This is a genomic window from Paraburkholderia sp. FT54, from assembly GCF_031585635.1.
GTDB lineage: Bacteria > Pseudomonadota > Gammaproteobacteria > Burkholderiales > Burkholderiaceae > Paraburkholderia.
The window spans coordinates 517,135-541,924 of record NZ_CP134196.1 but is presented as its reverse complement, the minus strand read 5'-3'; the positions used below and the strand labels follow the sequence as shown (position 1 = coordinate 541,924).

Genomic DNA, 24,790 nt, shown 5'->3' with positions numbered 1-24,790 from the left:
ACTTCTGCGCAAGGATTACTCCTGCACCGACTGGCAGGCCTGGCAAGTGCTAGCCAGGCCTTGATGGCGTCTATCATTTTCGTGTGCGCACTAGCACGAGTGCCTGCCGTTGCCCCGATTCGCAATGGAACGCCGATTGGTCTCCACCACGCGTCAGCCTTTAGATATCTTCCAGATGAGTCACAAAAGGTCGAATATTTGCGTCATCTGGATTCACGTACACAACGTCGGTCGGCACACGACGCGGAGCGTCCACTGTGAAGAAGACCGCCGGTGACTCCAGAATTTCAGTGATTGCGTGTACGGTGTTCCGCTCAAAGGTCACCAACTGGCCCGCGGTAAGAACGCGGGGCGCCTCGTCCTCAATCGCAAAACTGACCTTCCCGGTCAGAAGGTACAGATGTTCTTCGCACGTTTCGTGGTAGTGGCGAGGTATCGGATAATAAACACGAAAGAGTCTTGAGCTTGCAGACGGTTCGTCGGTGAGGTAGGTGTCGACGATTGTGCTATCCGCCTCGTCAGGGAAGCTGCTGATAATTTTTTGAATGTCAAAGAAATTAAACACCTTGTACTCCAAATTAATCTCAACACAACGGAAAATCAAATAGCCGCGTACACGACAGCGGTGACTGAAGAAAATGCAGCCGCGCACATCGATCTGACATACGCAACGATTATTTCAGCCACATCCGGCGGTCGCAAGAAGGCACTTGACGGTTCCATACTTTCCCTACGGAAACAAATTGCTACGACGGCCTTCACCGCGATGAGGACCCACAAAAGAAAACCAATCATCTCGCGCGCCACATCGTCGAGGAGATCGTCGACAAATGGACGATCCTCGTAATGGACTCACTCGGCACGCACGGCGAGCTGCGTTTTTCGCGGCTGCGCGACAAGGTGAGCGGCGTGCGCCAGAAGATGATGACCAGGACGAGTGGTTGAAACATGCTTGCGCCACTCGCCCATTGCCTGCTCTGATTCGGAAAGGCGAAGGTTAGACCGGATTCAAGGCAGGCCGCCCTTCCAGCACGGCGGCAACATTGTCGAGCGCCGTAAAACCCATCTGGTCACGTGTCTCAATCGTGGCGCTGGCCATATGGGGCGTCAGGAATACGTTGTCGAGTCCCGCGAACCGCTTGTCGACATCGGGCTCGTTCCGGTACACGTCCAGACCTGCGCCGAACAGATGCCCCGAAGTCAGCGCTGCATGGAGCGCATCTTCGTCCACCAGTCCGCCACGCGCCGCGTTGACGAAGACCGCACCCGTGGGCAGGAGCCCGAACTCCTTTTTCGTCATCAACGGGACGCCGCCGCCCGGCACGTGCAGCGTCAGCACCTGGCAGTGCGGCAACATTTCGTCGAGGTTGGTGTAGAACGTCGCGCCATTTTCCAGCGACGGCGCCGCACGGTTGATGTCCGTATAGATCACGCGCATGCCGAAACCCTGCGCACGTTTGGCGACCGCCCGTCCGATGCGCCCGAATCCGACAATGCCGAGCGTCTTGCCATTGACTCGCGTACCCAGCATCTCGGTCATTCCGAATGATTTGCCCCATCCGTTGCGCATGATTCGTTCGTATTCCGACGCGCGGCGACAGGCCGCCAGCACGAGCAGCATGGAGAAATCGGCCGTGCATTCGGTCAACGCATCGGGTGCGTTCGTGACGACGATTGCCCTTTCGCGAGCTGCAGCCACGTCCATGTGATCGAAGCCCGCGCTCGCGTTCGCAATGATCTTGACTGTCGAGGGCAGCGCGGCAATGTGCTCCGCTTGTAAACCGGACTTCTTGCCGATCAGTACAGCCGGCGTTTCGTGTTTCTTGCAAAAGTCGACGACAGACCACGCATCCATATCGGATTCGGTCACGAACGCATGGAATTCGGCCTCGGCGCGAATCGCCACCGCTGTGGGAACCTTTCGCGCAATCAATAGCCTGGTGCGGTTATTTTCCGGCATTTGTTTTTCCTTGAGTAGACAGACGTCGAGAGACTACGAAACCGCGGACCGGACCGTCAATGTTGATTGGATGAATCAACTAGTCGAAAACGATACGCCCCCTATTCGTCTCGACGCGCCGGCGCGTTGCGATCCGTTTTCTTCTATGCTTGGTCCCGCGTGCTGCCGCCAACGCGCACATCAGGAAAACCCTGGTGCGCCCCCCATCGGCAAGGCTCTCAGATGTTGATTCAATGAATCAAGATTGCTCGACGCACGGCGCGGATGCAACTCTCCTTCCCGTGTTCAACCGAACTGTCGAGAGGAGTGAAATGCCTGCAACGAAGAAATTTGCCGCCGTGACCGGCGCCGGCTCCGGCATCGGCCGCGCCACCGCCGTGGCGCTCGCCAACGCGGGATTCGGCGTCGCGCTGATCGGGCGCAGAGCCGAGCCGCTGCTGGAAACGAAGGAGACAATCGGCATTGCCGGCGGACAAGCGCATGTATTCCAGGCCGACGTTGCCGACGCGGCATCGGTCGAGCACGCGTTTTCGCGCATTGCCGAGACATTCGGCCGGCTCGACGTGCTCTTCAACAACGCAGGCCGCAACGCGGGAGCCGTCCCGTTGGAAGACTACGAGGTCGATTTCTGGAACGATGTCGTGGCCACCAATCTGACCGGCGTCTTTCTGTGCGCCCGGGCCGCCTATCGCTTGATGAAAGCGCAGTCCCCTCAAGGCGGACGAATCATCAACAACGGCTCGATCTCCGCGCACTCGCCGAGGCCGCATACCATCGCCTATACGGCGACAAAACATGCCGTCACCGGCATCACCCGATCGATCGCGCTGGACGGACGCGCATTCAACATCGCCTGCGGCCAGATCGATATCGGCAACGCGGCCACATCCCTCACGGAACGCATGAACCGCGGCGTACTGCAAGCGGATGGGCGCCTCGCGCCAGAAGCAAGAATGGATGTGACGCACGTTGCGAATGCGGTCGTGCATATGGCGAGTCTTCCGCTCGACGCCAATGTACTCAACATGACCGTCATGGCGACCACCATGCCATTCGTCGGCCGCGGATAAATCGCCCTTACGCCAAATAGAAAAAGAACAACAAGCCAATGCTATGGAGACACCGATGAAAGTCGTAGACGAACAAACATTGCCGGCGCGAAACCCGGCTTACGCGGATACCACCAAACGCACCAGGGTCCGGTACGTCGTGCTCTCGATGCTGCTTGTGGCCACCATCCTCAATTACGTGGACAGATCGGCGCTGGGCATCGTTGCACCGGGCCTCTCTAAGAGCCTCGCGCTCAACAAGATGCAGATGGGAGAACTGTTTGCGGCATTCGGCCTTGCCTATTCCATCGGGCTCGTGCCCGGCGGCGTGCTGACCGACATTCTCGGCTCGCGCCTCGCCTATGCCATGTCTCTCGTCGGCTGGTCGTTCGCCACACTGACGCAGGGTCTGGCGACCGGCTACCACATGCTGCTCGGATCGCGGCTCGCAATCGGCGCGCTGGAGGCACCGGCTTTCCCTTCTAACGCGCGCGCCGTGACGTTGTGGTTTCCCGCCGGGGAGCGCGGCTTCGCAACCAGCGTCTATGTCATGGGGCAATACATTGGGACGCCCTTGTTTACCGGCTTGTTGCTGTGGATCTCCGCCGCGTACGGTTGGCGTACGGTCTTTTACGTAACGGGTGGCTTCGGCATTCTGTTCAGTCTTCTCTGGTACCGGGTCTATCGCGATCCGCTTCAGCACTCGGGCGTGAATGCGGCCGAACTCCAATACATCAACGAAGGTGCCACGGCGGCGCGCAAGCCCCGCGAGAAATTCGACTGGCGCATGGCGCTCAAGCTGCTCAGTTACCGGCAGGTTCTCGCCATTTGCCTCGGGAAGTTCTGCAACAACACCCTGCTGGTTTTCTTCACCACGTGGTTCATGACGTATCTGATCGAAGCGCGTCACATGTCGATGATCAAGGTCGGGATCTTCCAGGCACTTCCTTTTATCGGCGCGACGCTCGGCATTCTCGTGGCCGGCTTCCTCTCGGACTTCTTCATTCGGCGCGGGGTGTCGCTTTCCACTGCGCGCAAGGCGCCGCTTATCATCGGCACGTTGCTAGGCGCGTCGATCGTGCTCGTGAATTTCGTCGAGTCGAACGAATTGGTGATAGCCATCCTGACCATCGCATTCTTCGCGCAAGGTGTCGGTTCGATGTCGTGGGCGGCCGTTTCCGAAATCGCGCCTCGCCAGTACGTGGGACTGACCAGCAGCATCACCAGCCTCGCGGCCAACATCGCGGGCGTCACCACCCCGCTCATGATCGGCTACATCACCCAGCACACCGGCCACTTCTACTGGGCCCTCAACCTGATGGGCGCGATATGCCTGCTCGGCACGCTCTCCTACTCCGTGCTGCTGGGGAAGCTTTCCCGCATCGAACTGTGACGCTTCTGACTATCCGGTGAAATCGTATGATTGAATTCAAGTGGGATCATCTGCAACTGTGCTCGGCTGACGCCGAAGCCACCGCCGCATGGTTTGCGCGCTGCCTGAACGCCGAGATCGTGCGTCGCCCGGGGCGAGTGGATTTGCGCATTGGCGGCATCAACCTCTTCATCACATCGCTGACGAGCGCCCAAAGCTCCCGCCCTCATGGCGAGCAGAAGCAGGGCATCGACCATTTCGGCGTGGTCGTGGACGATCTTGATGCCGCGTTCGCGCATCTGTCGCGCTGCGACGCGGAAATCGTCGAGCCGATCAAGCAGGTCCGCCCAGGCGTCAGAGCCTGCTTCGTGCGTTCGCCGGGGGACATTCTCGTCGAGATTCTGGAGCGGCGACCCGCCGAGATGACTTTTACCTGAAAAAACGTCACTATTGACGCTCGACCGGTTGCGCTCACAGGCAAGGCACGATCCGCATCGTAACCGCCCTGCTGCCCGTTCCGCTGCATCACCTGGTTGCCATCCCATGCGAAACTGGATCACGCTGACTGAAGCCGCTCGACAACTCGGCGTGCAAGCGCAGACTGTCTATGCGTACGTCAGTCGAGGCAACATCGCGGTCATGCCGGATCCCCATGATCCGCGCAAGAGCCTTTATCGTGCGGAAGATGTGGCCGGCCTGTGCCGCAAAAAACAGGTTGGACGCAAACGCGAGGCGCTCGCCGCCGGGACCATATTCGGTGCCGAGCCCTGCATTTACAGCGGCATCACCACCTTCTCGAAAGGTCGGCCGTATTACCGGGGACGGGATTGCATCCGGCTTTCGGACACTGCGACACTCGAAGACGTGGCGGCCATTCTCTGGAATGCGCGCGCGCCCGTCTCTTTCGAAACCGGCGACGTGCCGCTACAAGGCGACGAACGAGGCAGGCAATGCGCGTTCATATCGCTGGCGGCACTCGCGGCCTGCGGCCACTCGACCCTCGGACGCACTGACGGCGCACTGCATGTCGAGGCTGGCCGGCTGGTGGCGCTCATCGCGCAAGCATTTGGCGCGCAACGCGATGCGAATGCACATACGGTGCATGAACGGCTCGCGCTCGGCTGGGGCCAGGACCGCGACGGCGCCGAACTCATCCGCCGCGCCATGGTCCTCGTGGCCGACCACGAGACTACGAGTTCGGCGTTCGCCGCCAGAATTACCGCCTCCACCGGCGCATCGCTGCCGGGATGCCTGCTCACGGGGCTCGCGACCCTCTCCGGACCGTTGCATGGCGATGCGTCAGGCCGCGTGCGGGCCGTGTTCGACGACGTCGGAAGACTCGGGGCGGAGCACGTCGTCGTCCATCATTTGCAGTCGGCCATTCCCATCGCGGGGTTCGGGCATCATCTCTATCCGGACGGCGATCCGCGGGCGGCCGCATTGCTGGAGGTGCTGAATCCGCCTCCAGAGCTCACTTCGTTCATCAACAAGGTGGTTGAACTGACCGGCCTCAAGCCGAATATCGACGTTGCGCTTGCCGCATTGGCGGCGCAGTTGGCGTTGCCACGCGATGCGTCGTTCGCGCTGTTCGCAACGGCCCGAAGCGTGGGCTTGCTCGCGCATTGCATCGAGCAGCTACGGGTGGGCAAGGTCATCCGGCCACGGGGCCGCTATACCGGGCGCGCATTGGAAGACGCCGGCCCCACGCTGTCCGGGGAAGATGGCGAAAAGACGCTCGATCCGGCCACGCTCGAGAAGAATCGGGTGTTCAAGGCGGTTGAGCGCTGAGGAGGTTTGCCTGTCGATTTCGCCCGCATTCGTTCGTCGTGGTGTTGAAGGCACCGAATGCCTTCCGAGAGAAACTGAAAGTCATCTTTGGACAGGAGAAACCCAATGCGCGTCATGGTCATGGTCAAGGCGACCGCCGAATCCGAAGCTGGTCAAATGCCGGACACGGAACTTATCGGGGCGATGGGCCGATATAACGAAGAACTGGTCAAGGCCGGCATCATGCTCGGCGGCGATGGACTGAAACCGAGCTCGAAGGGCGTACGCGTGAGGTTTTCCGGCAAGGACCGAACCGTCGTCGACGGTCCGTTCGCGGAAACCAAGGAACTGATCGCGGGCTACTGGATCTGGCAAGTGCAATCAATGGACGAAGCGATCGAATGGGTACGCCGCTGCCCGAACCCCATGCCAAGCGACTCGGAAATCGAAATTCGCCCGTTCTTCGAGGCCGCGGACTTTGGTGAGGCGTTCACGCCCGAGCTTCAGGAGGACGAAGAGCGGCTGCGGCTGCAAATCGAATCCAATCAAGGCAAAGAGCATAGTTGACAAGGTTCGCGACGTAGCGCGGCCTGCGTCGCAAACCCTCAGGCCCGGCAGGGAGCGGCAACCTGAGGGTGTGCCAACTACTTCATCTAACGTGCGCGCCGGTATGCGGTAATGACGCTAAGCACATCGTCGGAAATCGTGTAGACAATCCGGAGACCGCTCGGCGTGCCGAGTTCATAGACGACCCGTCCGTTGGCGAGCGAACGGCTCGCTCTAGCGGTGCCGCCACGCAATGCCACTTCAAGCTCATCCAGAATGAGTCCTCTTTCAGCCACACGCTGCAAGGCGTGGCGAGAGTAACGGATTTCCGTGTGTTTGGGCGTTACGGCCCAGGCCGGACTATTGCGGATCGTGCCGGACGTGCCGCTTCCAACCATGAAGTCGAGATAGCCTTCCTTCTCCAAAGCCTCCCGGAGTTCGGTTTTGGAAAATCGCCCTTTGTCGATCGCATTGGCAACCGAGCGCAGTATGGAGTTCAGCGTCCTCGCTTTCTCAAGTCCCGATACATTCTTTTTTACGGACGATACCTTTGCAGCGATCTGCGTCAGAAAAATAGCGATCTGACCGATCGGGAAAGGGTTATGCAATTTTCGCTTATTGCAAGTCGGGCAGGACGGGGCAAGGTTCTCATAGCCGCAGATGTCAAAGCTGGCATCCAGACAGTATCGGCCGAGTGTCGCCGATAAGGCAGCGCTATCTTTTTGCAGAGATTCAGGAATCACATGATCGATCTGCATCTCTTCAAGCGAGATCAGTCGAATGCAATAAAAACACTTCTGGTCATATGCGGACCAGAGCGCTTCTCGGAATTCAGGCCCAAATACCTGGCTGGACATGGTTGTCGTCGAGGGTCGTCAGTTCGCAACCAATGGTGCGAAGTCTACGGCAAGAGCGGGTAATTACTATAGCCTGGAATTATCGCCAGAAGCCGCTGACGATGATGAAGCCATGTGTGTATCGTTGCAGCGACTTCGTGCCTTTAGACAAACGAGCCCGAGTTTTTTTCTTTCATAAATGTTTTTTTCGGCGTACATGCCGCCCATTGTCGAAAGCCGAATGAAAAAAAGAAATCACGTGGTGGTCATATCGCGTCTCTAACGTCTGCGGCACGGTAAGGGCGACAACCTCGTCGCCGCCGTAAATGGAGACTTGAGAGATGACGCGTGCCCTGTTCCCCGTCTCAGCAACGCTGAAAGTACTCGCCGCCGCGGCGATCATTGGCCTCGCTTCGGCCAGCGTGCAAGCCGACGTACCCGATCCCACCACGCAGATCACGCAAAGCGGCTACTCGCCCGTCTATATCGGCGTCGATGCCGAAACCGCGACCGTGCCGTCGAATCCCGCGACTGCGGGCGGCAAGCCAACCGTGAGCCGCGCGTACGTGATGCGCATTGATTTGCGCGCGCCGGGCGTGAGCGTCGAGACGACCGGGCATAGCGGCCCGCTGATGACGACGTCGGAGACGATTTCGCAATTCGCCGCGCGCACCGGCGTGCGGCTCGCAATCAACGCGAACTTTTTCGCGCCGTGCTGCGCGACAACGCCCGAGCCGAAGTCGATCATCGGCTTGCTGGTGTCGCACGGCCAGATTGTGAGCCCGCTGACCAATGATCCGACGCAAAGTGAAGCAGTACTCGCGATCACGCGGCAGGGCCGCGCATATATCGCCGAAGCGCCGCAGATTTCGGCGCAGGATCTGAAGCTCATCGATACGGCGGTCGCCGGCTCGGCGATTCTGCTGAAAAGCGGCCAGGACATCAGCGCGCAAAGCCCGAACGAAGGCGACCCGCTCAATCCGAATCCGCGCACGCTGGTCGGCCTGTCGCATCAGGGGCGCTTTCTCTATTTCGTCGTGATCGATGGGCGCGTCGCGGGTTATTCGACGGGCACGACCAACGCGCAATCGGCGCAACTGATGAAGGCGATCGGCGCGGATGATGCGATCAATCTCGACGGCGGCGGCTCGACCGAACTGGTGCGCGCCGATCAGATCGGCGTGCCGTTTATCGTCGATACGCCGAGTGGCGGCGCGGAACGGCTCGACGCGTCGGCGTTCGGCGTGCATGCGTTGAAGCTGCCGGAAGTGCCGGGGTTGCCGTTCTAAGGTGTATAACGTCTGATATTGTGCCGGTTCCCTCAAAATGGCCGGGCGCTTACGTGTCCGGTTTTTTTCTGGCATGCACACAAAAATCTGCTAATTTTCAGGCACGACACGCCTGGGCATCAGGATTGCTGCTCAATCGACCGGGCGCGCGTGACGCGTCTTCAGATACTCGCCGGCCTAATGCCCTGCGACCCGGCGAGCGGTCGCCAATGGATCCAGTTCCTGCTTCAGTCTGCCGCCCGGCCACGCCGCTTGTGGCCGCTCTCGCCATGAGGAGAACGCATGATGCAACAGACCGCCTCCCCCACCACGCAACAGAGCGCCGACCCCGACGCAGCCCGACCCGGCCGCCAGCCTTCCGCGAACGCGACGATGCCTGTCGAGTTGACCGTCAACGGCAATCTCTACACGCTGTCGCTCGATCCGCGCACCACACTGCTGGACGCGCTGCGCGAGCATCTGCACCTCACCGGCACCAAAAAGGGTTGCGACCACGGCCAATGCGGCGCGTGCACGGTGCACGTGAACGGACGGCGCGTGAATGCGTGCCTGTCGCTGGCCGGCACGCACGCCGGCGACGCGATCACCACCATTGAAGGTATCGGTCAGCCGGACGCGCTACATCCGATGCAGTCCGCGTTTGTGGAATGCGACGGCTATCAATGCGGCTACTGCACGTCGGGCCAGATCATGTCCGCGGTCGCGCTTCTCGATGAAGCGGTCGGGCCCGGCGACGCCGAAGTGCGCGAAGCGATGAGCGGCAATCTGTGCCGCTGCGGCGCCTACCAGAACATCGTCGCGGCGATCCAGCGCGTGCGCGGCCAGTCCTGAGGAGCGCCATCATGGAAATCTTCAAGTTGTCGCGCGCCGACGGCGTGCGTGACGCGATCACGGCGGGCGCGGCCTCAGCAACGGCCCAGCAAGGCGCGCAAGTGCGCTTTCTCGCAGGCGGCACGACCTTGCTCGATCTCATGAAGCTCAACGTCGAGCGGCCGACGCGCGTCGTCGACATCAGCCGGTTGCCGCTAGACCGTATCGAAGCGCTGCCCGACGGCGGCGTGAAGATCGGGGCGACGGCGCGAAATGCGGACCTTGCGTTGCATCCGCTGATCCGCGCACCGTACGCAGTGCTGTCGCAGGCGCTGCTCGCGGGAGCGTCGGCGCAATTGCGAAACATGGCGACGACCGGCGGCAACCTGCTGCAGCGCACACGCTGCGTGTACTTTCGCGACACCGCGATGCCATGCAACAAGCGCGAGCCGGGCTCGGGCTGTCCGGCAATCCAGGGATTCAATCGCACGCTCGCCATTCTCGGTGGCAGCGACGCCTGCATCGCCACCAACCCGTCGGACATGAACGTCGCCCTGACCGCGCTCGACGCGACCATTTACGTCGAAGGGACGGACGGCGCGCGCAGCATCGCGATCGACGACTTCTTCCTGTTGCCAGGCGCGACGCCACAGCGCGAGAACGTGCTCGGCGCAGGAGACCTTATCACGCACGTGACACTGCCGCCTCTACCAGCGGGAGCGCGCTCGGTTTATCTGAAGCTGCGCGATCGGGCGTCATACGAGTTCGCGCTGGCTTCGGCCGCCGTGGTCGTGACGCTCGACGGCGGACGCATCGGGCATGCGCGCGTTGCGCTCGGCGGCGTGGGCACCAGGCCGTGGCATGCGGTCGAAGCGGAATCCGTGCTGCGCGGCGCAACGCCCGACGCCGCGACCTTCCGCAAGGCCGCGGACGCCGCGCTCGCGAACGCGAAGCCGCAAAGCCAGAACGGCTTCAAGGTCGAGCTGGCGCGCCGCTGCATCGTCCATGCATTGACCCAGGCCACGACCTGAACCGCCGATCGAGAGGAACGCACCATGTCCACCTTGCCCGACTCCGTGCTGTCCGTGATCGGACAGCCCCATGCGCGCGTCGACGGACCGCTGAAGGTCAGCGGCAGCGCCACCTATACCTCCGATGTCGATTTGCCCGATCTGCTGATTGCCGTGCCGGTGTGCAGCACGATTGCGAGCGGCCGGCTCGTGTCGCTCGACATCGCGGACGCCGAGGCCATGCCCGGCGTGCACGCGGTGCTGCATCGAGGCAATATCGGCCGCTTCTACCGGCTCTCCGGCAACTCGATGGACACCGGCTACGTCGACGAAGCGCGGCCGCCCTTCGAGGACGACATCATCCGCTATTACGGCCAGTACATTGCCGTCGTGATCGCCGATACCTTCGAGGCCGCGAGCGCGGCATCGGCGGCAATCGGGGCCGGCTACGAAATCACGCCGCACGACGTGAGCGACGAACTCGAGGCCGACGACAAGCCCAAAGTCGAGAGCGAGCGCGGCGACCCGGAGCGTGCGTTCGACGCTGCGCCGGCGACGCTCGACGCAACCTACGTGACACCGACGGAAACGCACAACCCGATCGAACTGCACGCGTCGATCGCGCAATGGGATGGTGAGAACTACACGTTCTACGAGACCACGCAGGCCATTTCGGTCCACCTGGGCACGCTCTCGCAGATGCTCGGCGTGCCGAAGGAAAAAATCCGCGTGATCTCCCGCTATCTCGGATCGGGCTTTGGCGGCAAGCTGTGGGTGTGGCCGCACACGCTGCTCGCGGCGGCGGCGACGCGCCTGACCGGCCGTCCCGTGAAGCTGGTCGTGAGCCGCAAGATGATGTTCCAGAATGTCGGCCACCGTCCCGTCACGCAGCAGCGCGTGCGGCTGTCGGCTGAACGCGACGGCACGCTCACGTCGTTGCGGCACGACTACGTCAACCACACCGCCATCGCCGACGAATACGAGGAAGGCTGCGGCGAAGTCACGCCGCTCATCTATAGCACGCCGAATCTGCGCGTGACCTCCGGCCTCGCGCGCCGCAACGTCGGCTCGCCGACGTCGATGCGCGGTCCAGGCGCCGTGCCCGGGCTGTACGCAATCGAATCGGCGATGAACGAACTGGCGCACGTGCTGAACCTCGATCCCGTCGAATTGAGGCTGCGCAATGAACCGCGCGTCGACGAAAGCACGGGTTTGCCGTTCTCTTCACGGCATCTCGTCGAATGTTTGCGCACTGGCGCCGAACGGTTCGGATGGTCGCAACGCAAGCCGGGCGCCGGATCGATGCAGCGCGACGGCCTGACTTTGGGCTGGGGCGTCGGCGCCTGCGTTTGGCCCGGGTTGCGCTTTTCCGCTGCCGCGGACGTCGATCTTCGAGCGGACGGCAGCGCCCGCGTGGTGTGCGGCACGCAGGACATCGGCACCGGCACGTACACGGTGCTCGCGCAACTGGTCGCGGAAGAGACCGGCATTGCGCTCGAGCGCATCGAGGTTGGTCTCGGCGATTCCGTATTGCCACCGGGACCGGTTTCGGGTGGCAGCGCGGCGACTGCATCGGTGATTCCCGCCGTGCTCGATGCTGTGCGTGCGGCCATCAAGCTGTTACTCTCGCGTGCGGCGGCCGTCGACGGTTCGCCGTTCAAAGGTGCGGCCGAAGATACGCTCGCGTTCAGCGCCGCACACGTGCATCGCAAGGGCGACGCGCCGGAGCGCGGCGTGCCGTTCGGCCAGATTCTCGAAGCAGCGAAAATGCGCGCGGCGTCGGGCAGCGGCAGCGCCAAGGGCGGCTTCGACGATCCGCTCAAGAAGCGCTTCTCCATCTATTCCTACGGCGCGCACTTCGCCGAAGTCACGTGGCAGCCGGAGATCGCACGGTTGCGGGTGAGCCGCGTCGTCACGGTGATCGACGGAGGACGCATCGTCAACCCGCGCGCCGCCCGCAACCAGATCGAAGGCGCAGTCGTGATGGGCGTCGGCATGGCGCTGTTCGAGCACACGACGTACGACAGGCAGACCGGCGCACCGATCAACAGCAACCTGGCCGATTACATCATCGCGTCGAACGCGGATACGCCGGAACTCGACGTGACCTTTCTCGATCATCCGGACACCGTGTTCAACGAACTCGGCGCTCGCGGGATTGCGGAGATCGGCCTTGCGGGCATCGCGGCGGCGATTACCGACGCGACCCATCATGCAACCGGCGTGCGCGTGCGGAAGTTGCCGATCATGATCGAAGATCTGCTGAGCGCGGAAATGGCTTGAGGACAGAGCAAAGGGCGAAAGAGGCGCGCAAGGGTCGCAGCCCTGTCCGGCCAGTGTCAACTTCGGCTTCCAATGTTCATTGGAAGTCGTGGCCGGGAAAGCTATCCTACTAGCTTGTCTTCGCTTCTGGTGATCGGGGACAACGAGGCATGGCACGCCGAGAATCGAAGGGAATGGTGCCGCCCTCTCGTGTGCCGGAGAACGCCATGAAGCCCATGCTCCAAACCCTGCGGGCCGCCGCGCTGGTGGCCTTCGCAATATGTCTCGCCATCCCCAAGACTTTTGCCCAGGCGGCGCCCGGCGTGGCAGGTTCGTGGTCTTTGGTTTCGTTGACCGTTTCAAGAAGCGGCAGTGAAGTCGAAGTGCTCGGTCCGCATCCGTACGGCCAGCTGATCTTCGGCAGCGACGGCCGCTATGTTCTGCTCGGAGTTCGTGCGGATTTGCCGAAGTTCGCATCGGGTAACCGCTTATCGGGTACGTCCGAAGAGAACCAACGCATCGCCCAAGGCAACTTCGCGCATTTCGGCACCTATACGGTCGATCCGGCCGAACAGGTAATTGTTTTCCACATTCAGAAAAGTACCTTTCCGAACTGGGACGGCGATGTTCAACGGCGCCCATTCACCCTCGATGGCGACCGGCTCACCTACATCACGCCCGGGAGCTTCGGTTACGGTGCATCGAAAGTCGTGTGGCAACGGATGAAGTAAGTAGCAGAACACGAAAGTGCCTACGCTGAACCTCCAGCGGCGAGATCGGGAACGCCATCGCGGACCTCGCGCCGAGCGCCGGGTTGCGAGTGCTGCACACGTCGAGTAAGAACCACAAGGCGAATCTAAAGACCTTCCTCGTACGCGAATTGTCGTCCATCATATTTAAGCCAGACTGATCACGCGCCGTCGCCGAAGCCGGGTTGACAGGGTGGTGGCTGAACGCGTCTCTCGAACGCGGCGTCCGCTTAAAACGGTAGTGATGCCTGGTAATATCAGGGATTTCCATGCTCGACGATTCGCCCCTAATCCGAACAGAGTCGATGACGGCGCACCAACGCTGGACCATTCTGGTCGCCAGCACGGGAGGGGCGCTCGAAGTATTCGATTTCGTCATCTTCGGATTCTTCGCAAGAAGCATCGGCAGCGAGTTCTTTCCGACAGGAACTGGCGTGCCGGCGGAGACGCTGTCGTTCACGGTGCTGGCCATCGGCTACCTTTCCAGGCCCGTGGGCGGCATCCTTCTTGGGCGGTTCGGCGACACGCACGGCCGACGCCTCGTCTTTGTGTCGTCGGCGATGATCGCCGCCGTTTCGACGCTTCTCATCGGAATACTTCCTTCATATGCGGCATCGGGCGCGCTTGCGCCGGCACTTCTTCTCGTGCTGCGGCTTATCCAGGGTCTATGCCTGGGCGGCGAGTTGCCAGGTGCAATCGTCTACGCCGTCGAAAGCGCGCGCGGCAGACCGGGGCTTCTGTGCGGCATCGTGTTCGTCGCGGTCAACCTTGCGTTGCTTCTGGCGACGAGCATTAACCTTGCCATGCAATGGGCGCTCACACCCGGGCAGATCAACGCGTTCGGATGGCGGATCGGTTTCCTGCTGGGTGGAATGGTCGGGCTGCTGAGCTTTGCACTGCGCCGCACGCTCGCGGAGACCGACGAGTACGCGCAGGCCATTGGCGCGCGGCATCGCGAACCTCTTGCCGTCCTGTTTCGCAACCATTTCGCTCCCCTGGCGACAGGTACGGGCGCGTCTCTGCTGGCGGGCGCGTCGGGTGGTATTTTTATCGGCTTCACGCCAAGTTATCTGCAAAGGCTTCAATACGACACGCAGCAGATCGCCAGTGCCCAGACGTGCTACCTGATCGTCGTGGCCGCCTGCATTCTCGTGACGTCGCACGTCGGCGACCTGTTGCCGCGCCGTTACGTGTTCAGGTCGGGAACCGTCTTGTCCGCGCTTTTCGCGCCCTTCTTTTTCATTGCGGCCGCCCGTCACTACGCGAGCCTGCCTGCGCTGTTCCTGATGGCCGGCGTCGTCAGCTCCTTCGCCAACGGAACCTTCGCGTGCGCGATTGCGGAATTGTTCCCCATCGACGTCCGATTCAGCGGCGTTGCCACGGCCATGAATCTCGGACTGGCCGCGTCGCTGGGACTGACGCCGCTCGCGGCGAATTCCCTCGTTTCCGGCCTGCACTGGATGCCCGCGCCCGCGCTCGTCATTGTGTTGTGCTCAACGTTTGCATTCGCGGCTTCATTCGGCATGAAGCGCGAGCGGCGGCGCGCCGACGTCGTCGCCGTGAACCGCAACTCGCGATGGCAGGAGCGCAGATGAACACGCCAGAATCCGTCCGGATTGCGGATGTCGAACTGAACATTCAGCGCTACGAATTGCGCCGCGCGGGCGAAAAGGTCAGCCTCGAGCGTCTGCCGATGGAATTGCTGATCCTGATGGCATCCCGCAACGGGCAACTCGTCACGCGTGCGGATATCGTGAGAGCACTGTGGGGCGCAAATGCGTTTCGCGAAACGGACAACTGCATCAATACGGCAATCCGGAAAATCCGCGTCGCGCTTCAGGACGATCCGGTCAACCCGCAGTACATCATCACGGTCAAAGGCAAAGGCTATCGCCTGAACAACGTGCGGCCCGTGCGCGAGGAATCCGTGCCTGCCCTGCAGGAAGCCGTGCGGATACTGGTTCTGCCGTTCGAAAACCAGACCTGCGATCCTGGCCAGGACAGTTTCTGCGATGCGCTGGCCGACGAAACCTCCGCCAGTATCGGCATGCTCGATCCGGAGCGCATCCTTGTCATTTCGAGGACGACCGCCGCCCACTGCCGACGCGTCAGCAAGAGTATCGCGGAGATCGCGCGCGAGTTGTCGATCGACTACGTGCTGGAAGGTGCGCTCAAGCGGGACGGCATGAGGATTCGCATTCTGGCGCAACTGATCCGCTGCTTCGATCAGGTGCAGATCTGGAGCCGCGCGTATGAGCCGATTGCAAGCGGAGCGCTGGAAATCCAGAAAGAAGTTGGAACGGCGCTCGCCAAGGAAGTATCGCCCGCGCTTGCGGAACAGCAGCGGCACAGGCTGGCAAGGCGTTTGCCGGTCGATCCCGCGGCGCACGATGCGTATCTGCGCGGCCGTTTCTACTGGACTCGCCGCGTGCACTTCGATGCGGGCTTTGCCGCGCATCACGCGCTGAGCGACGAGGACTTCGTTCGCGCGCGCGGCTACTTCGAACTGGCGATCGAGCGGGACCCGACTTACGCGCTCGGATATGTGGGGATGTCGAACGTTTTAGGTGCCGCGGCGACGCACGGAGTCTGCGCACCGTCCGAGGGCCACCCGCGAGCGCGGCAGGCGGCGCTGCGGGCACTGGAACTGGACGCCAATCTTCCCGAGGCTCACCAGGCGCTGGCGGGCGTGCACTACTTCTATGACTGGGACTGGCACCGGGCGGAAGAGGAATTCCTCGAGGCGTTGCGCCTGAACCCGAGCCACGCCGAAACGAGCCGCCTGTATGCGCGACTCCTGCTGGTGCTTGGCCGGGAAGCGGAAGGCAGAGCCCAGTTCGAGCGTGCCGAAAAGGTCGACCCGCTCGGCTTCGAAGGATCACGTGTATTCGGGCTCGTACAGGCGGGCAAATACGACGAAGTGATTCGTGAGTGCCTGAACGCTGGGCATGGCAATCGCTCCCCGCTTGTCTATCAGCTACTCGCGACCGCCTATGAACAGCAGGGGCAATACGAGGAAGCAGTCGAAGCGACCATTGATGCGCTCACTCGGTGCGGCGAATTCGCTCGCGCAGAGACTATTCGCACGGTCTGGGAGTCCGGGGGCCACAAAAAGGTTCTTCAATGGTATTTGCAGGATCTGATGACGAGGCGTCAAAGGCGCTATACGTCGCCGTTTCTGTTTGCGGAAATCTACGCGAGGCTCGACCAGCCGGACGAGATGTTTCATTGGCTCGACGTTGCGCTTGCCGAACATTCGCCGCGCCTGTGCGAGCTTCGCACGAATGCGTGGTTCCATCGCTATCGGTCGACGGGGCGATTCCGCAGCGTCGAAAAGCGTATCGGCTACTGAGCCGGCACGTCGCCCCAACATCATCCGCCGTGCGGCATCCGGTCGGAGCCGCAACCTGCCACCGTTACGCGCGATGAGCGTATGCGCGGGTACTCATCGTGCGGAACGGCAGTCGCGCGCAGCGGTTGCGCGGCAGTCAATGGTGGCGGAACGTATTGCTCACGAAACGGCTTGGGTCTCCGGATTGCCGGGCGCCGCCGAGGTCCGGATAGGCCTGTTGCCGTGCTGGACTCATTGCCATTCCCGTTTCACCTCTCGACGCGTCAGTGACGCCACCCACGTCCTGAACAGACGTTTCGGTTCCCGACGGCACGGGTTTGTCTTGCGCCCACGCCTGTCCGAGGAACATGCCGATCGCGCAGAGCGCGACGATTCGAATCGTTTTCATGTCAATTTCTCCTTCCCACAAGTGCGGAAACGGTCAGCGTAAGACCGGCCGTAAGGCGATCCCGGACGACTCCCGCGAACATGCGGCGTCGCGTTGCTATCGCTTTGTCAATCCTGCGATCAGAGCGTCTCCCGCACCATCGACTTAGTCTAAAGAAATTGTTAACGCGGGCCAGATTGAGGAACCGGCATGGTGGCGCTGCCACAGGCGTATCACTGCGGATGCAGTATTCAAGAACGCCTGCGGAGGATGGCCAACGAGGCTGCGCGAAAGGGACATGCGGCGAATTCTCTGCGCATTCCGCAGAGAACATACGTCCGGTTCATTCGCGCCGGTTGCGCCGGTCTATGTGCGAGCCGAGGCAGCCTCTTTTCAATTTCTGATGGACTGCAGGAAGTAGTGATCCGGCAACGCAATGCCGAGACCCAATCGCGACGCTTCCCGATACACGTGCCCACCCACCGCCGCAAACTGGACGCCCCAGTTGCCCACCGTGTAATAGAACGTGATCTGCCGGGCATCCGTGCGGCCGGTCGCGCGGCCGGTAATCACGTCGGTGTAGACCGGCCAGCCCGTCGTATCCACCCTCTCTCCGCGCGACACCGGCAGATGCGCCCGCTCCTCGCCGCTGCCACCGATAAACGCATTCGGGCTGCCCGATACATGCTGGCTGAAGCGTTCGCTCTCCTGCATCGGCAGACGTTCATGGCCTTGCGCGATGCTCACGTCGAAGCGACTCGCGACCCTGGCGTCGAATTCACGCGGCGTGAGCGCCACCACGTGCATGCCGGGTTCCAGCCAGCCGGCGTCGAGCACAGGCGTCATGCTGTCGGTGCAAGTGGCGACGATGTCGGCGCCGCGCACGGCCTCTTCGGCCGAGCCGACGGCGTTGACTTCGATCCCGAGTTTCGCCGCCATATCTCGCGCAAAACGCACACGGTTCGACTCGCGACGGCTGAAGACCCGCACGCGGCGGATGTCGCGCACTGCCGCCAGCGCCTCGAGAAACGTTTCCGCCATGCCGCCCGAGCCGATCATGCCAATGACATGCGAGTCCTCACGAGCGAGCAGCCGCGTGCCGAGCCCCGCCGCGCCGCCCACGCGCATGTGTTGCAGGTGGCCGTCGTTGAGCATCGCAAGCGGCTTGCCGTTCTCGGTACTGAACAGCATCACCAGTCCGCAATAGGTGCCGGGCTCGACGCAGTACTTCTGCTCGCTGCCCGCGCGGCCGTCGGCGTCACGCGGCCACACCATCACGTCCGATTTCAGACGCACCGCCAGAATGCCGCCGGTCGCGCCATCGACCGAGCCGAAACGGTAATAGCCGTCGTCGCGCTGCGTCGGCACATACGTGTCGATACGCGGGCGTCCTATCGACGCGCCATCCGGCAAACCGGCAAACGCGCGTTCCTGTACGTCGATGCAATCGCGCATCGTCAGCACGCGCGCCACGCAATCGTTATCGATAAGCAGCATCGTAGTGAGTCCCCGAGAGCTTCCGAATCAGCGCGCAACCAGCCGCGCCGCGCCTGCCCCGGCGCGCCGCCCGAACACCACGCCGGCGACGAGTCCCGTGCCGCTGCCATAGTTGTGATAGTAAAGACCGCCGACAATCTCGCCCGCCGCGAACAGCCCGCGAATCGGCGTGCCCGACGTGTCGAGCACCTCGGCGTCCGTCGACACCTTTAGTCCACCGAACGTGAAAGTCACTCCAGTGGTGACGCCATAGGCTTCATAGGGCGGCGTGTCGAGCCGATTGGCCCAGTTGGTTTTGTCGATGGCGAGCCCGCGCGTGCGCAGACCGTCGTGGATGTTCGGATTGAACGACACATCAGGCCGCGACGCCTCGTTATACGCGCGCACGGTGCGCAGAAAACCTTCCGGATCGACGCCCGTGAGTTTCGGCGCGAGTTCTTCGAGCGTGTTCGCCGTCTCTTTGGTGATGCGTGCAATCCGGTACTCGTCGCGCAGCAGCTTGACGACTTTCTGATCGAAGATCTGCCACGCGAAAAGACCCGGCTGGCGCAACACTTCGTGCCCATATTTCGCGTACGTGAAGCTGTGAAAATCGAGTCCTTCGTCGAGAAAACGCTCGCCCTTCGCGTTCACCAGAATCCCGAACGGATAGTTATGTTTCTGGAAGCGATCGCCAATCGTCAGATCGCCGTACTCGGGCGCGTTCATGTCCCATTGCACCGCATGCGCGCCCGACCAGTGCCCCGTTACCGCAGCGCCGATTTCCATCGCCATCTTGTGACCCCAGCCGGTGTTGTAGCGTGTGCCACGCACTTTCGCGAGATCCCAGTTCGGTCCGAGATAGCGCGCGCGCATCTCCGCACTCGACTCGAAACCGCCGCATGCGAGCACCACCGCCTTCGCGCGAATGTCGACCTGCCGGCCTTCATGCATGGCGCGCACGCCTTCAACGCGCCCGTCGCCGTGCAACAGGCCCATTGCCTGCGTGCGGTACAGCACGCCGATACCCGCGTCCTTCAACGCATGATGCAGCGTCTCGACGAGATGCGTGCCGCCGCCCAGAATGTGACAGGCCAGGCCACCCCAGAAACGGAACTTGCCCTCGACACGAAACGCCTGCCGCCCCAGCGCGGGTTGAAACCGCACGCCATGCCGTTTGAGCCACAACGCCGCGTCGTAGCTATTGCCGATCAGTACGTCGGTCAGCTCCGGGTCGGCGCGAAATTCGGTTAGCCGGCCGATATCGTCGAAATACTGCTCGCGCGTGTAGGTGCCGAAATCGATATTCGGCAGATCCAGTTCCGCGATATCCGGCGCGAGCTTCAACAGGTCGTCGACGGATTCGTAGACGAAACGGAACGCGCCGCCGGTAAACGCGGAGTTGCCACCGCGCGCTTCCTCCGGTGCGCTTTCGAGCAGCGCAATGCGCTGCGCGCCGCCTTCGCGTGCGGCCAGCGCCGCATTGGCCGCGGCGTTTCCCGCGCCGATTATGAGCACGTCGATATCGTTGAGTTCGTCGAGGGTCATCAGTTGGCTCTCCAGTTCGAGTGTGATCTAGCGTCGTGGGTATTCGGCGAGCGGCGTCAGCGACGCCGCGTCCACTTCGTCCACGACCGGATTCAGGGTTTCGAGGCTGCGGCCGGTGGTCCGCGGGCCGAAGACGAGCGTGATCAACGCGGTCAGGAACCACGCGCCCGCGATGTACATGAACACGGTCACATAGCCGTAGTTCGTGTAGATCGCCGCGATCACGAAGGCATTGGCGACGTTCGCGATCCGGCCCGCGCCATACGTGAGGCCCGTTGCGCTGTTGCGCACGCCAGTTGGAAACTGCTCGGGCGTGTACGAATAGAGCAGTGTCGCGAAGGTCTGCGTCAGCATGCCGACCGCGAATCCGAACGTCACGATCAGCACCGGCGTGAAACTCAGCCCGTACAGCAGGCCGAATCCCGCGATCAGGAGCGCGACGAGCGCGATCAGATGTTTGCGCTCGAAACGGTCAGCGGGATAGACCGCGAGCAATGCGCCAAGCGGCGCGCCCACGTTGATCAGCGTGAAATACGTGAGGCTGCGCGCAATCGTGATGCCGTGATGCACGAGCAAGGTCGGCACCCACGCTTCAAAACCGTAAAAGCCGATTGTCTGCAACAGCCAGATCGCGCAGAGCGTGAGCGTGCGGCGGCGGTAGACGCTGTTGAACATTGTCATCCACGGCTCGCGCGTTTCGGGCGGCCGCACGACCACTTCGGGAGTCGACAGCACGTTGCCTTCGGCGACGCTCCTTGCCTCCATCGCCGCGAGCGCGGCTTCCGCCTCGTCGAAGCGCCCTGCTCGCGCGCTCCAGCGCGGCGATTCGGGAAGCCGTTTCGCGATCAGTGGAAACGCGACGCCAAGCGCGCCCCACACGAAGACCCAGCGCCAGCCGTCCGGGCCGTACGGCACGAGCAGCCGCGCCACGAAGTTGGTCAGCGGAATCGCGCACAGGTTGATGACCATGGCCCACGATTGCCAGGTGCCGCGCGAGCGCGCCGGGAACAACTCGGCGATATAGGTCATCACCGTCACCATGCCCGCGGAAATGCCGAAGCCGGTGACGACCCGCGCCGCGAACAGATACGGCACGCTCGGCACGACCGCCGTGGCCAGCGAACCGAGCGACGAGATCAGCACGAACACCATCAGCGAGCGTTTGCGCCCGAGGCGGTCGGACAGCAAACCGCCGAGCGTCGCGCCGAAGAACATGCCGATGAAACTCGCGGACGTGATCAGCGCGATTTCATTGATTGCGATGTGCCAATGGCGGATCAGCGCGGGCGCGGCCGACGCGAATGTGTTGATATCGCAGCTATCGAAAAAGAGAGGAATCGCGAACAGGAACATCCATTCGCGATGCATCCGCGAGTTCGGCAAACGGTCGACGCGCGCGGCGACGAGTGAATCGTTCATGCCTGTCTCCTTTGTCGACCGGAGTTAGCGCTTTAGCGCTTACTCCGGTCCCATGCAAAGCTGTCGATCAGAGTTAGCGCTTTAGCGCTTACTCTGGTCCCATGCAAAGCCGCCCGCGGTCATAGCCGCGCGATTGTCTTGCTCGTTCGAATAAAGCCGCGTCCTACGCATCGCGACGCCTGCGTCAGTGCCGCAAACCTGCCTCGAATAAAGCGCTCAACGTGCTGATGTCTTCCATACACTCGATGCGCCAAAGCATGCCCAGCGCGTCGCGGCTCGCATCGGGCGTCAGGGCGTGATTCGCACAGTCGAGGAACTTGGCTTCGATCCGCGCGTCCGGCAGCGGATTGGCGGAGGTCCGGCCCGCCGCGCGCGCGACGCGTTTCGACACACGCCGCCCGTCGCGCAACTGAACGACCACTTCCGCGCCGAAATGATCCGCCTGCTGGTCCGCCAAAGGATCAGGCTCCGCCACGATCTTCGACATGAGCGCGCGAATCGCCGGGTCGGCGTACGCGTCGCCTTCGAAATCGGACAGCACCACGCGCCCTTGTGCAAGCGCGCGCGCCACGCAGTACTGCACGCTGAATTTCGCGTCGAGCGCACTGGCCGGCTGCGGGCGGTTCGTATGCTGAAGACGGCGCGGATGCGTCCACGACACGACCGAGTCGACATCGTCCGGCTTCAGTCCGTACTCGCTGACGAGCATCAGCATCGCGTCGATTGCGGGGTGCGTGCTGCCGCAGCACGGATACTGCTTGATCGCAATGCCGGGTTCGACGATGTCGAGCGGATCGGCCCAATGCGTCAGCGCCGCCTCGGCGTCGTAATGGCCCGCGCCGTTGTAGACGTTGAAAAAGCCTTGGGCGTGTTCGAAGGCCTGGTCGCCGGCGCTGAAACCTTCGCGCGCCAGCAGCGTCGCGATCAAGCCGTTGCGCGACGCGTGACCGACATGCAACGGCTTCGTCATGGTGCCGAAATTGGCCTTGATGCCCGAGGCAAACGACGCGGCAATCGACAAGGCGGTCGCCGTCCGCACTGCATCCAGTTCGAGCAGATGCGCCGACGCGGCACACGCGCCGAACACGCCGAGGGTCGCCGTTGGATGCCAGCCTTTGTCGTAATGATGAAAATTGACGGCGCGCGCGATGCGAGCCTGCGTTTCGAAACCCGCCACGTAAGCGGTAACGAGGCGCCGGCCGCTCGCGCGCACTTCTTCGGCGAGCGCGAAGAGCGCCGGCAGGATCGGCGCGGAAGGATGGCCGCCCAGCGTATTGCTGCAATCGTCGAAGTCGAGCGCATGCGCGGCCGTGCCGTTGACAAGCGCGGCGTCGCTGGGCTTCATCCGTTCGCGCGTGCCGAACACGAGCGCGGCGCCGTTCGAGGGTGCCGCCACGGTCCGCGCAATCCGCGCGCACGGTTGCGCCGAACCCGCCAGCGTCACGCCGATCGTATCGATGATGCCGATGCGCGCCCAGCGCAATGCTTCGTCGGGCACGTCGGCGGAAGTGAACGCCGCGATGCGTTCGCCCAGCGATTTCGCGATGCTCATCAGCGGTCTCCTTTTACAAGCGATAGATCGGGCGACGCCCGCTGCAAAGAGTCGGGCGAATGGGCGGGCGCCGCGTCGAGCCAGTGCAGATCCGCTTCTTCTTCCACCCGGTCCAGCCGCTCGAACAACGTGTGCGCCGCAGCGCCCAGCCGCGTCGTCATCCGCATGAACTTGGTGCGCAACTGGGCCGGCGTGAACGGTGTGGACGGACAGCCCGGGAAATCCGACTGCGCCAGTTCGTATGTCGTGCCGTTATCGAGCGTGATGCGTGTGACGGTGGCAAGGCCGGTGGCGTCGGTCGCGACGAGCGTCACGCGCTGCGCGAGTTCGCGGATGGCTTCGTCTTGCAACAGACGGTCGCCGAAGGTCGATGGATCGTCGGCGTCGTGCAGCAGCGCCGCCGCCACGCAAACCGGCACGCTGTATTGCGCAAGCACCTGATTGGCGGGCCGCTTGATATCGTGATTCGCAGCAAGGCGCGGTGCGCCCTCGATCCGGATCGCGACGATACGGCGCGCGTCGATATCGTGCGCGGCGCGCAATTGCTGCGCGGCGTAGACCGGCGTGTGCGCCACGATGTGACACGCGTAGCGCTTCAGGCATAGCGTCGGCGTTTCGTAACGCGTGCCTAACCCCTCGGTCAGACGCGTCGCGTCCGAGGCCTCGCAATACGCCTCCAGAAAACCGTAGCGCCCTTCGAGCACCGTCGACGGTCCGTCGAAGCCCGCCTGCGCCAGTTGCACGGCGACGATCCCCGATTGCGCCGCGCGCCCCAGGTGCAGACGTTTGACGAGACCACCGTCGCCGGACTTCGCGAATTCGAGCAATCCGCCGCTCAACGAGCCGGCAATGCCCAAGGCGCGACGCAGCGCATCCGCGTCCACGTCAGCCAGCTTGCCCGCGACGATCGCGGCGCCGAACGGTCCCGTCAGACCCGGCGCATGAAAGCCGCGTGCTTCGGCTGAATGTTTTGTCGCAGTGCCGATGCGAAACAGTACCTCGATACCGGCGACGAGCGCCGCCAGCAATTCGCGTCCCGACGCGCCGTAAGCCTGCGCGGCGGCCAGTGCAACCGGCACCAGCGACGCGCCGGGATGAACGCCGGCGCCGGGTTGCCGCAAGCTGTCGAGTTCCGCCGCGTGGACCAGCACGCCGCCCGCGAACGCCGCCGCCTCGGGCGCGACACGCCGGCTCGTGCCAGGGATCGCGCACGGACCCGCGGCCGCGTGGCTGACATAGCGCAGCGCGGCCTTGCCCGCTTCCACTTCGTGTCCGTACAACGCCGCGCCGATCGCATCGATCAGGCAGTCTTTGGCGAGCCGCACGATCCCGGCGGGCAACTGCTCGAAGCGCACGCCGAGCGCGTACTCCGACAACAACTGCGCAGCGGTGCGTCCAGCGGATGAAGCCGGCTGCATGAAAGCGT

The 24,790-nt window shown here is 62.7% G+C and carries 22 protein-coding genes; 13 read left to right on the top strand and 9 right to left on the bottom strand.

Annotated elements, in window-relative coordinates; translation table 11 throughout:
* Window positions 1-160: 160 nt before the first annotated feature.
* Window positions 161-565, bottom strand: a complete 405-nt coding sequence (locus RI103_RS21945) for a cupin domain-containing protein (RefSeq protein WP_310817582.1) — start codon at window positions 563-565, stop codon at window positions 161-163.
* A gap of 242 nt (window positions 566-807) precedes the next feature.
* Between RI103_RS21945 and RI103_RS21940 the strand changes: the two genes are divergently transcribed.
* Window positions 808-945: a winged helix-turn-helix transcriptional regulator gene (locus RI103_RS21940; protein ID WP_310818536.1), complete on the top strand. Its 138-nt coding sequence runs from the start codon at window positions 808-810 to the stop codon at window positions 943-945.
* Window positions 946-997: 52 nt separating this feature from the next.
* Here the strand turns inward: RI103_RS21940 and RI103_RS21935 are convergent, their stop codons facing one another.
* Window positions 998-1,960 (bottom strand): D-glycerate dehydrogenase, encoded by a 963-nt coding sequence (locus RI103_RS21935; RefSeq protein WP_310817581.1) that lies wholly within the window; start codon window positions 1,958-1,960, stop codon window positions 998-1,000.
* A gap of 311 nt (window positions 1,961-2,271) precedes the next feature.
* Here RI103_RS21935 and RI103_RS21930 point away from each other — a divergent pair, with 311 nt between their 5' ends.
* The 5 genes from RI103_RS21930 to RI103_RS21910 all read left to right on the top strand — a co-directional run bounded on the left by RI103_RS21930 (window position 2,272) and on the right by RI103_RS21910 (window position 6,715).
* Window positions 2,272-3,030: an SDR family oxidoreductase gene (locus RI103_RS21930; RefSeq protein WP_310817579.1), complete on the top strand. Its 759-nt coding sequence runs from the start codon at window positions 2,272-2,274 to the stop codon at window positions 3,028-3,030.
* Window positions 3,031-3,085: 55 nt separating this feature from the next.
* Window positions 3,086-4,402, top strand: coding sequence for an MFS transporter (locus RI103_RS21925; RefSeq protein ID WP_310817578.1), 1,317 nt, complete (start codon window positions 3,086-3,088; stop codon window positions 4,400-4,402).
* Between the two features lie 26 nt (window positions 4,403-4,428).
* Window positions 4,429-4,818: a VOC family protein gene (locus RI103_RS21920; protein WP_310817577.1), complete on the top strand. Its 390-nt coding sequence runs from the start codon at window positions 4,429-4,431 to the stop codon at window positions 4,816-4,818.
* A 106-nt stretch (window positions 4,819-4,924) separates the two neighbouring features.
* Window positions 4,925-6,169 carry a citrate synthase gene (locus tag RI103_RS21915; protein WP_310817576.1) on the top strand — a complete coding sequence of 415 codons (1,245 nt, stop codon included), beginning with the start codon at window positions 4,925-4,927 and terminating at the stop codon, window positions 6,167-6,169.
* A gap of 105 nt (window positions 6,170-6,274) precedes the next feature.
* Window positions 6,275-6,715 (top strand): YciI family protein, encoded by a 441-nt coding sequence (locus tag RI103_RS21910; RefSeq protein ID WP_310817573.1) that lies wholly within the window; start codon window positions 6,275-6,277, stop codon window positions 6,713-6,715.
* Between the two features lie 86 nt (window positions 6,716-6,801).
* Here RI103_RS21910 and RI103_RS21905 read toward each other — a convergent pair whose 3' ends face one another.
* On the bottom strand, window positions 6,802-7,551 hold the full coding sequence (locus tag RI103_RS21905; protein ID WP_310817572.1) for a DUF4258 domain-containing protein: 750 nt from the start codon (window positions 7,549-7,551) through the stop codon (window positions 6,802-6,804).
* A 320-nt stretch (window positions 7,552-7,871) separates the two neighbouring features.
* Between RI103_RS21905 and RI103_RS21900 the strand changes: the two genes are divergently transcribed.
* The 7 genes from RI103_RS21900 (at window position 7,872) to RI103_RS21870 (ending at window position 17,002) form a co-directional block, all read left to right on the top strand.
* Window positions 7,872-8,819: a phosphodiester glycosidase family protein gene (locus RI103_RS21900; protein WP_310817570.1), complete on the top strand. Its 948-nt coding sequence runs from the start codon at window positions 7,872-7,874 to the stop codon at window positions 8,817-8,819.
* Between the two features lie 282 nt (window positions 8,820-9,101).
* On the top strand, window positions 9,102-9,650 hold the full coding sequence (locus tag RI103_RS21895) for a 2Fe-2S iron-sulfur cluster-binding protein (RefSeq protein ID WP_310817569.1): 549 nt from the start codon (window positions 9,102-9,104) through the stop codon (window positions 9,648-9,650).
* 11 nt (window positions 9,651-9,661) lie between these two features.
* Window positions 9,662-10,660 (top strand): xanthine dehydrogenase family protein subunit M, encoded by a 999-nt coding sequence (locus RI103_RS21890; protein ID WP_310817568.1) that lies wholly within the window; start codon window positions 9,662-9,664, stop codon window positions 10,658-10,660.
* Between the two features lie 24 nt (window positions 10,661-10,684).
* Window positions 10,685-12,922 (top strand): xanthine dehydrogenase family protein molybdopterin-binding subunit, encoded by a 2,238-nt coding sequence (locus RI103_RS21885; RefSeq protein WP_310817567.1) that lies wholly within the window; start codon window positions 10,685-10,687, stop codon window positions 12,920-12,922.
* A gap of 206 nt (window positions 12,923-13,128) precedes the next feature.
* Window positions 13,129-13,632, top strand: a complete 504-nt coding sequence (locus RI103_RS21880; protein WP_310817565.1) for a lipocalin-like domain-containing protein — start codon at window positions 13,129-13,131, stop codon at window positions 13,630-13,632.
* A 323-nt stretch (window positions 13,633-13,955) separates the two neighbouring features.
* A complete protein-coding gene (locus tag RI103_RS21875) occupies window positions 13,956-15,245 on the top strand; it encodes an MFS transporter (RefSeq protein ID WP_310817564.1) in 1,290 nt (429 codons plus the stop codon).
* On the top strand, window positions 15,242-17,002 hold the full coding sequence (locus RI103_RS21870) for a winged helix-turn-helix domain-containing protein (RefSeq protein WP_310817562.1): 1,761 nt from the start codon (window positions 15,242-15,244) through the stop codon (window positions 17,000-17,002). The genes RI103_RS21875 and RI103_RS21870 overlap by 4 nt, the downstream gene beginning before the upstream one ends.
* A 136-nt stretch (window positions 17,003-17,138) precedes the next feature.
* On the opposite strand, the gene RI103_RS21865 is transcribed toward RI103_RS21870, so the two are convergent.
* The 6 genes from RI103_RS21865 to RI103_RS21840 form a co-directional block, all read right to left on the bottom strand.
* Window positions 17,139-17,390: a hypothetical protein gene (locus RI103_RS21865; RefSeq protein WP_310817561.1), complete on the bottom strand. Its 252-nt coding sequence runs from the start codon at window positions 17,388-17,390 to the stop codon at window positions 17,139-17,141.
* A 372-nt stretch (window positions 17,391-17,762) separates the two neighbouring features.
* Window positions 17,763-18,866, bottom strand: coding sequence for an NAD(P)-binding domain-containing protein (locus RI103_RS21860; RefSeq protein WP_310817560.1), 1,104 nt, complete (start codon window positions 18,864-18,866; stop codon window positions 17,763-17,765).
* Between the two features lie 27 nt (window positions 18,867-18,893).
* Entirely contained in the window at window positions 18,894-20,393 is a 1,500-nt protein-coding gene (gene tcuA, locus RI103_RS21855; protein WP_310817559.1) for an FAD-dependent tricarballylate dehydrogenase TcuA, read from the bottom strand.
* A gap of 27 nt (window positions 20,394-20,420) precedes the next feature.
* Window positions 20,421-21,812 (bottom strand): MFS transporter, encoded by a 1,392-nt coding sequence (locus RI103_RS21850; protein ID WP_310817558.1) that lies wholly within the window; start codon window positions 21,810-21,812, stop codon window positions 20,421-20,423.
* A gap of 184 nt (window positions 21,813-21,996) precedes the next feature.
* Window positions 21,997-23,364, bottom strand: a complete 1,368-nt coding sequence (locus tag RI103_RS21845; protein WP_310817557.1) for an MmgE/PrpD family protein — start codon at window positions 23,362-23,364, stop codon at window positions 21,997-21,999.
* Window positions 23,364-24,782, bottom strand: coding sequence for an MmgE/PrpD family protein (locus RI103_RS21840; protein WP_310817556.1), 1,419 nt, complete (start codon window positions 24,780-24,782; stop codon window positions 23,364-23,366). Before RI103_RS21840 ends, RI103_RS21845 begins: the two co-directional genes overlap by 1 nt.
* Window positions 24,783-24,790 lie beyond the last annotated feature (8 nt).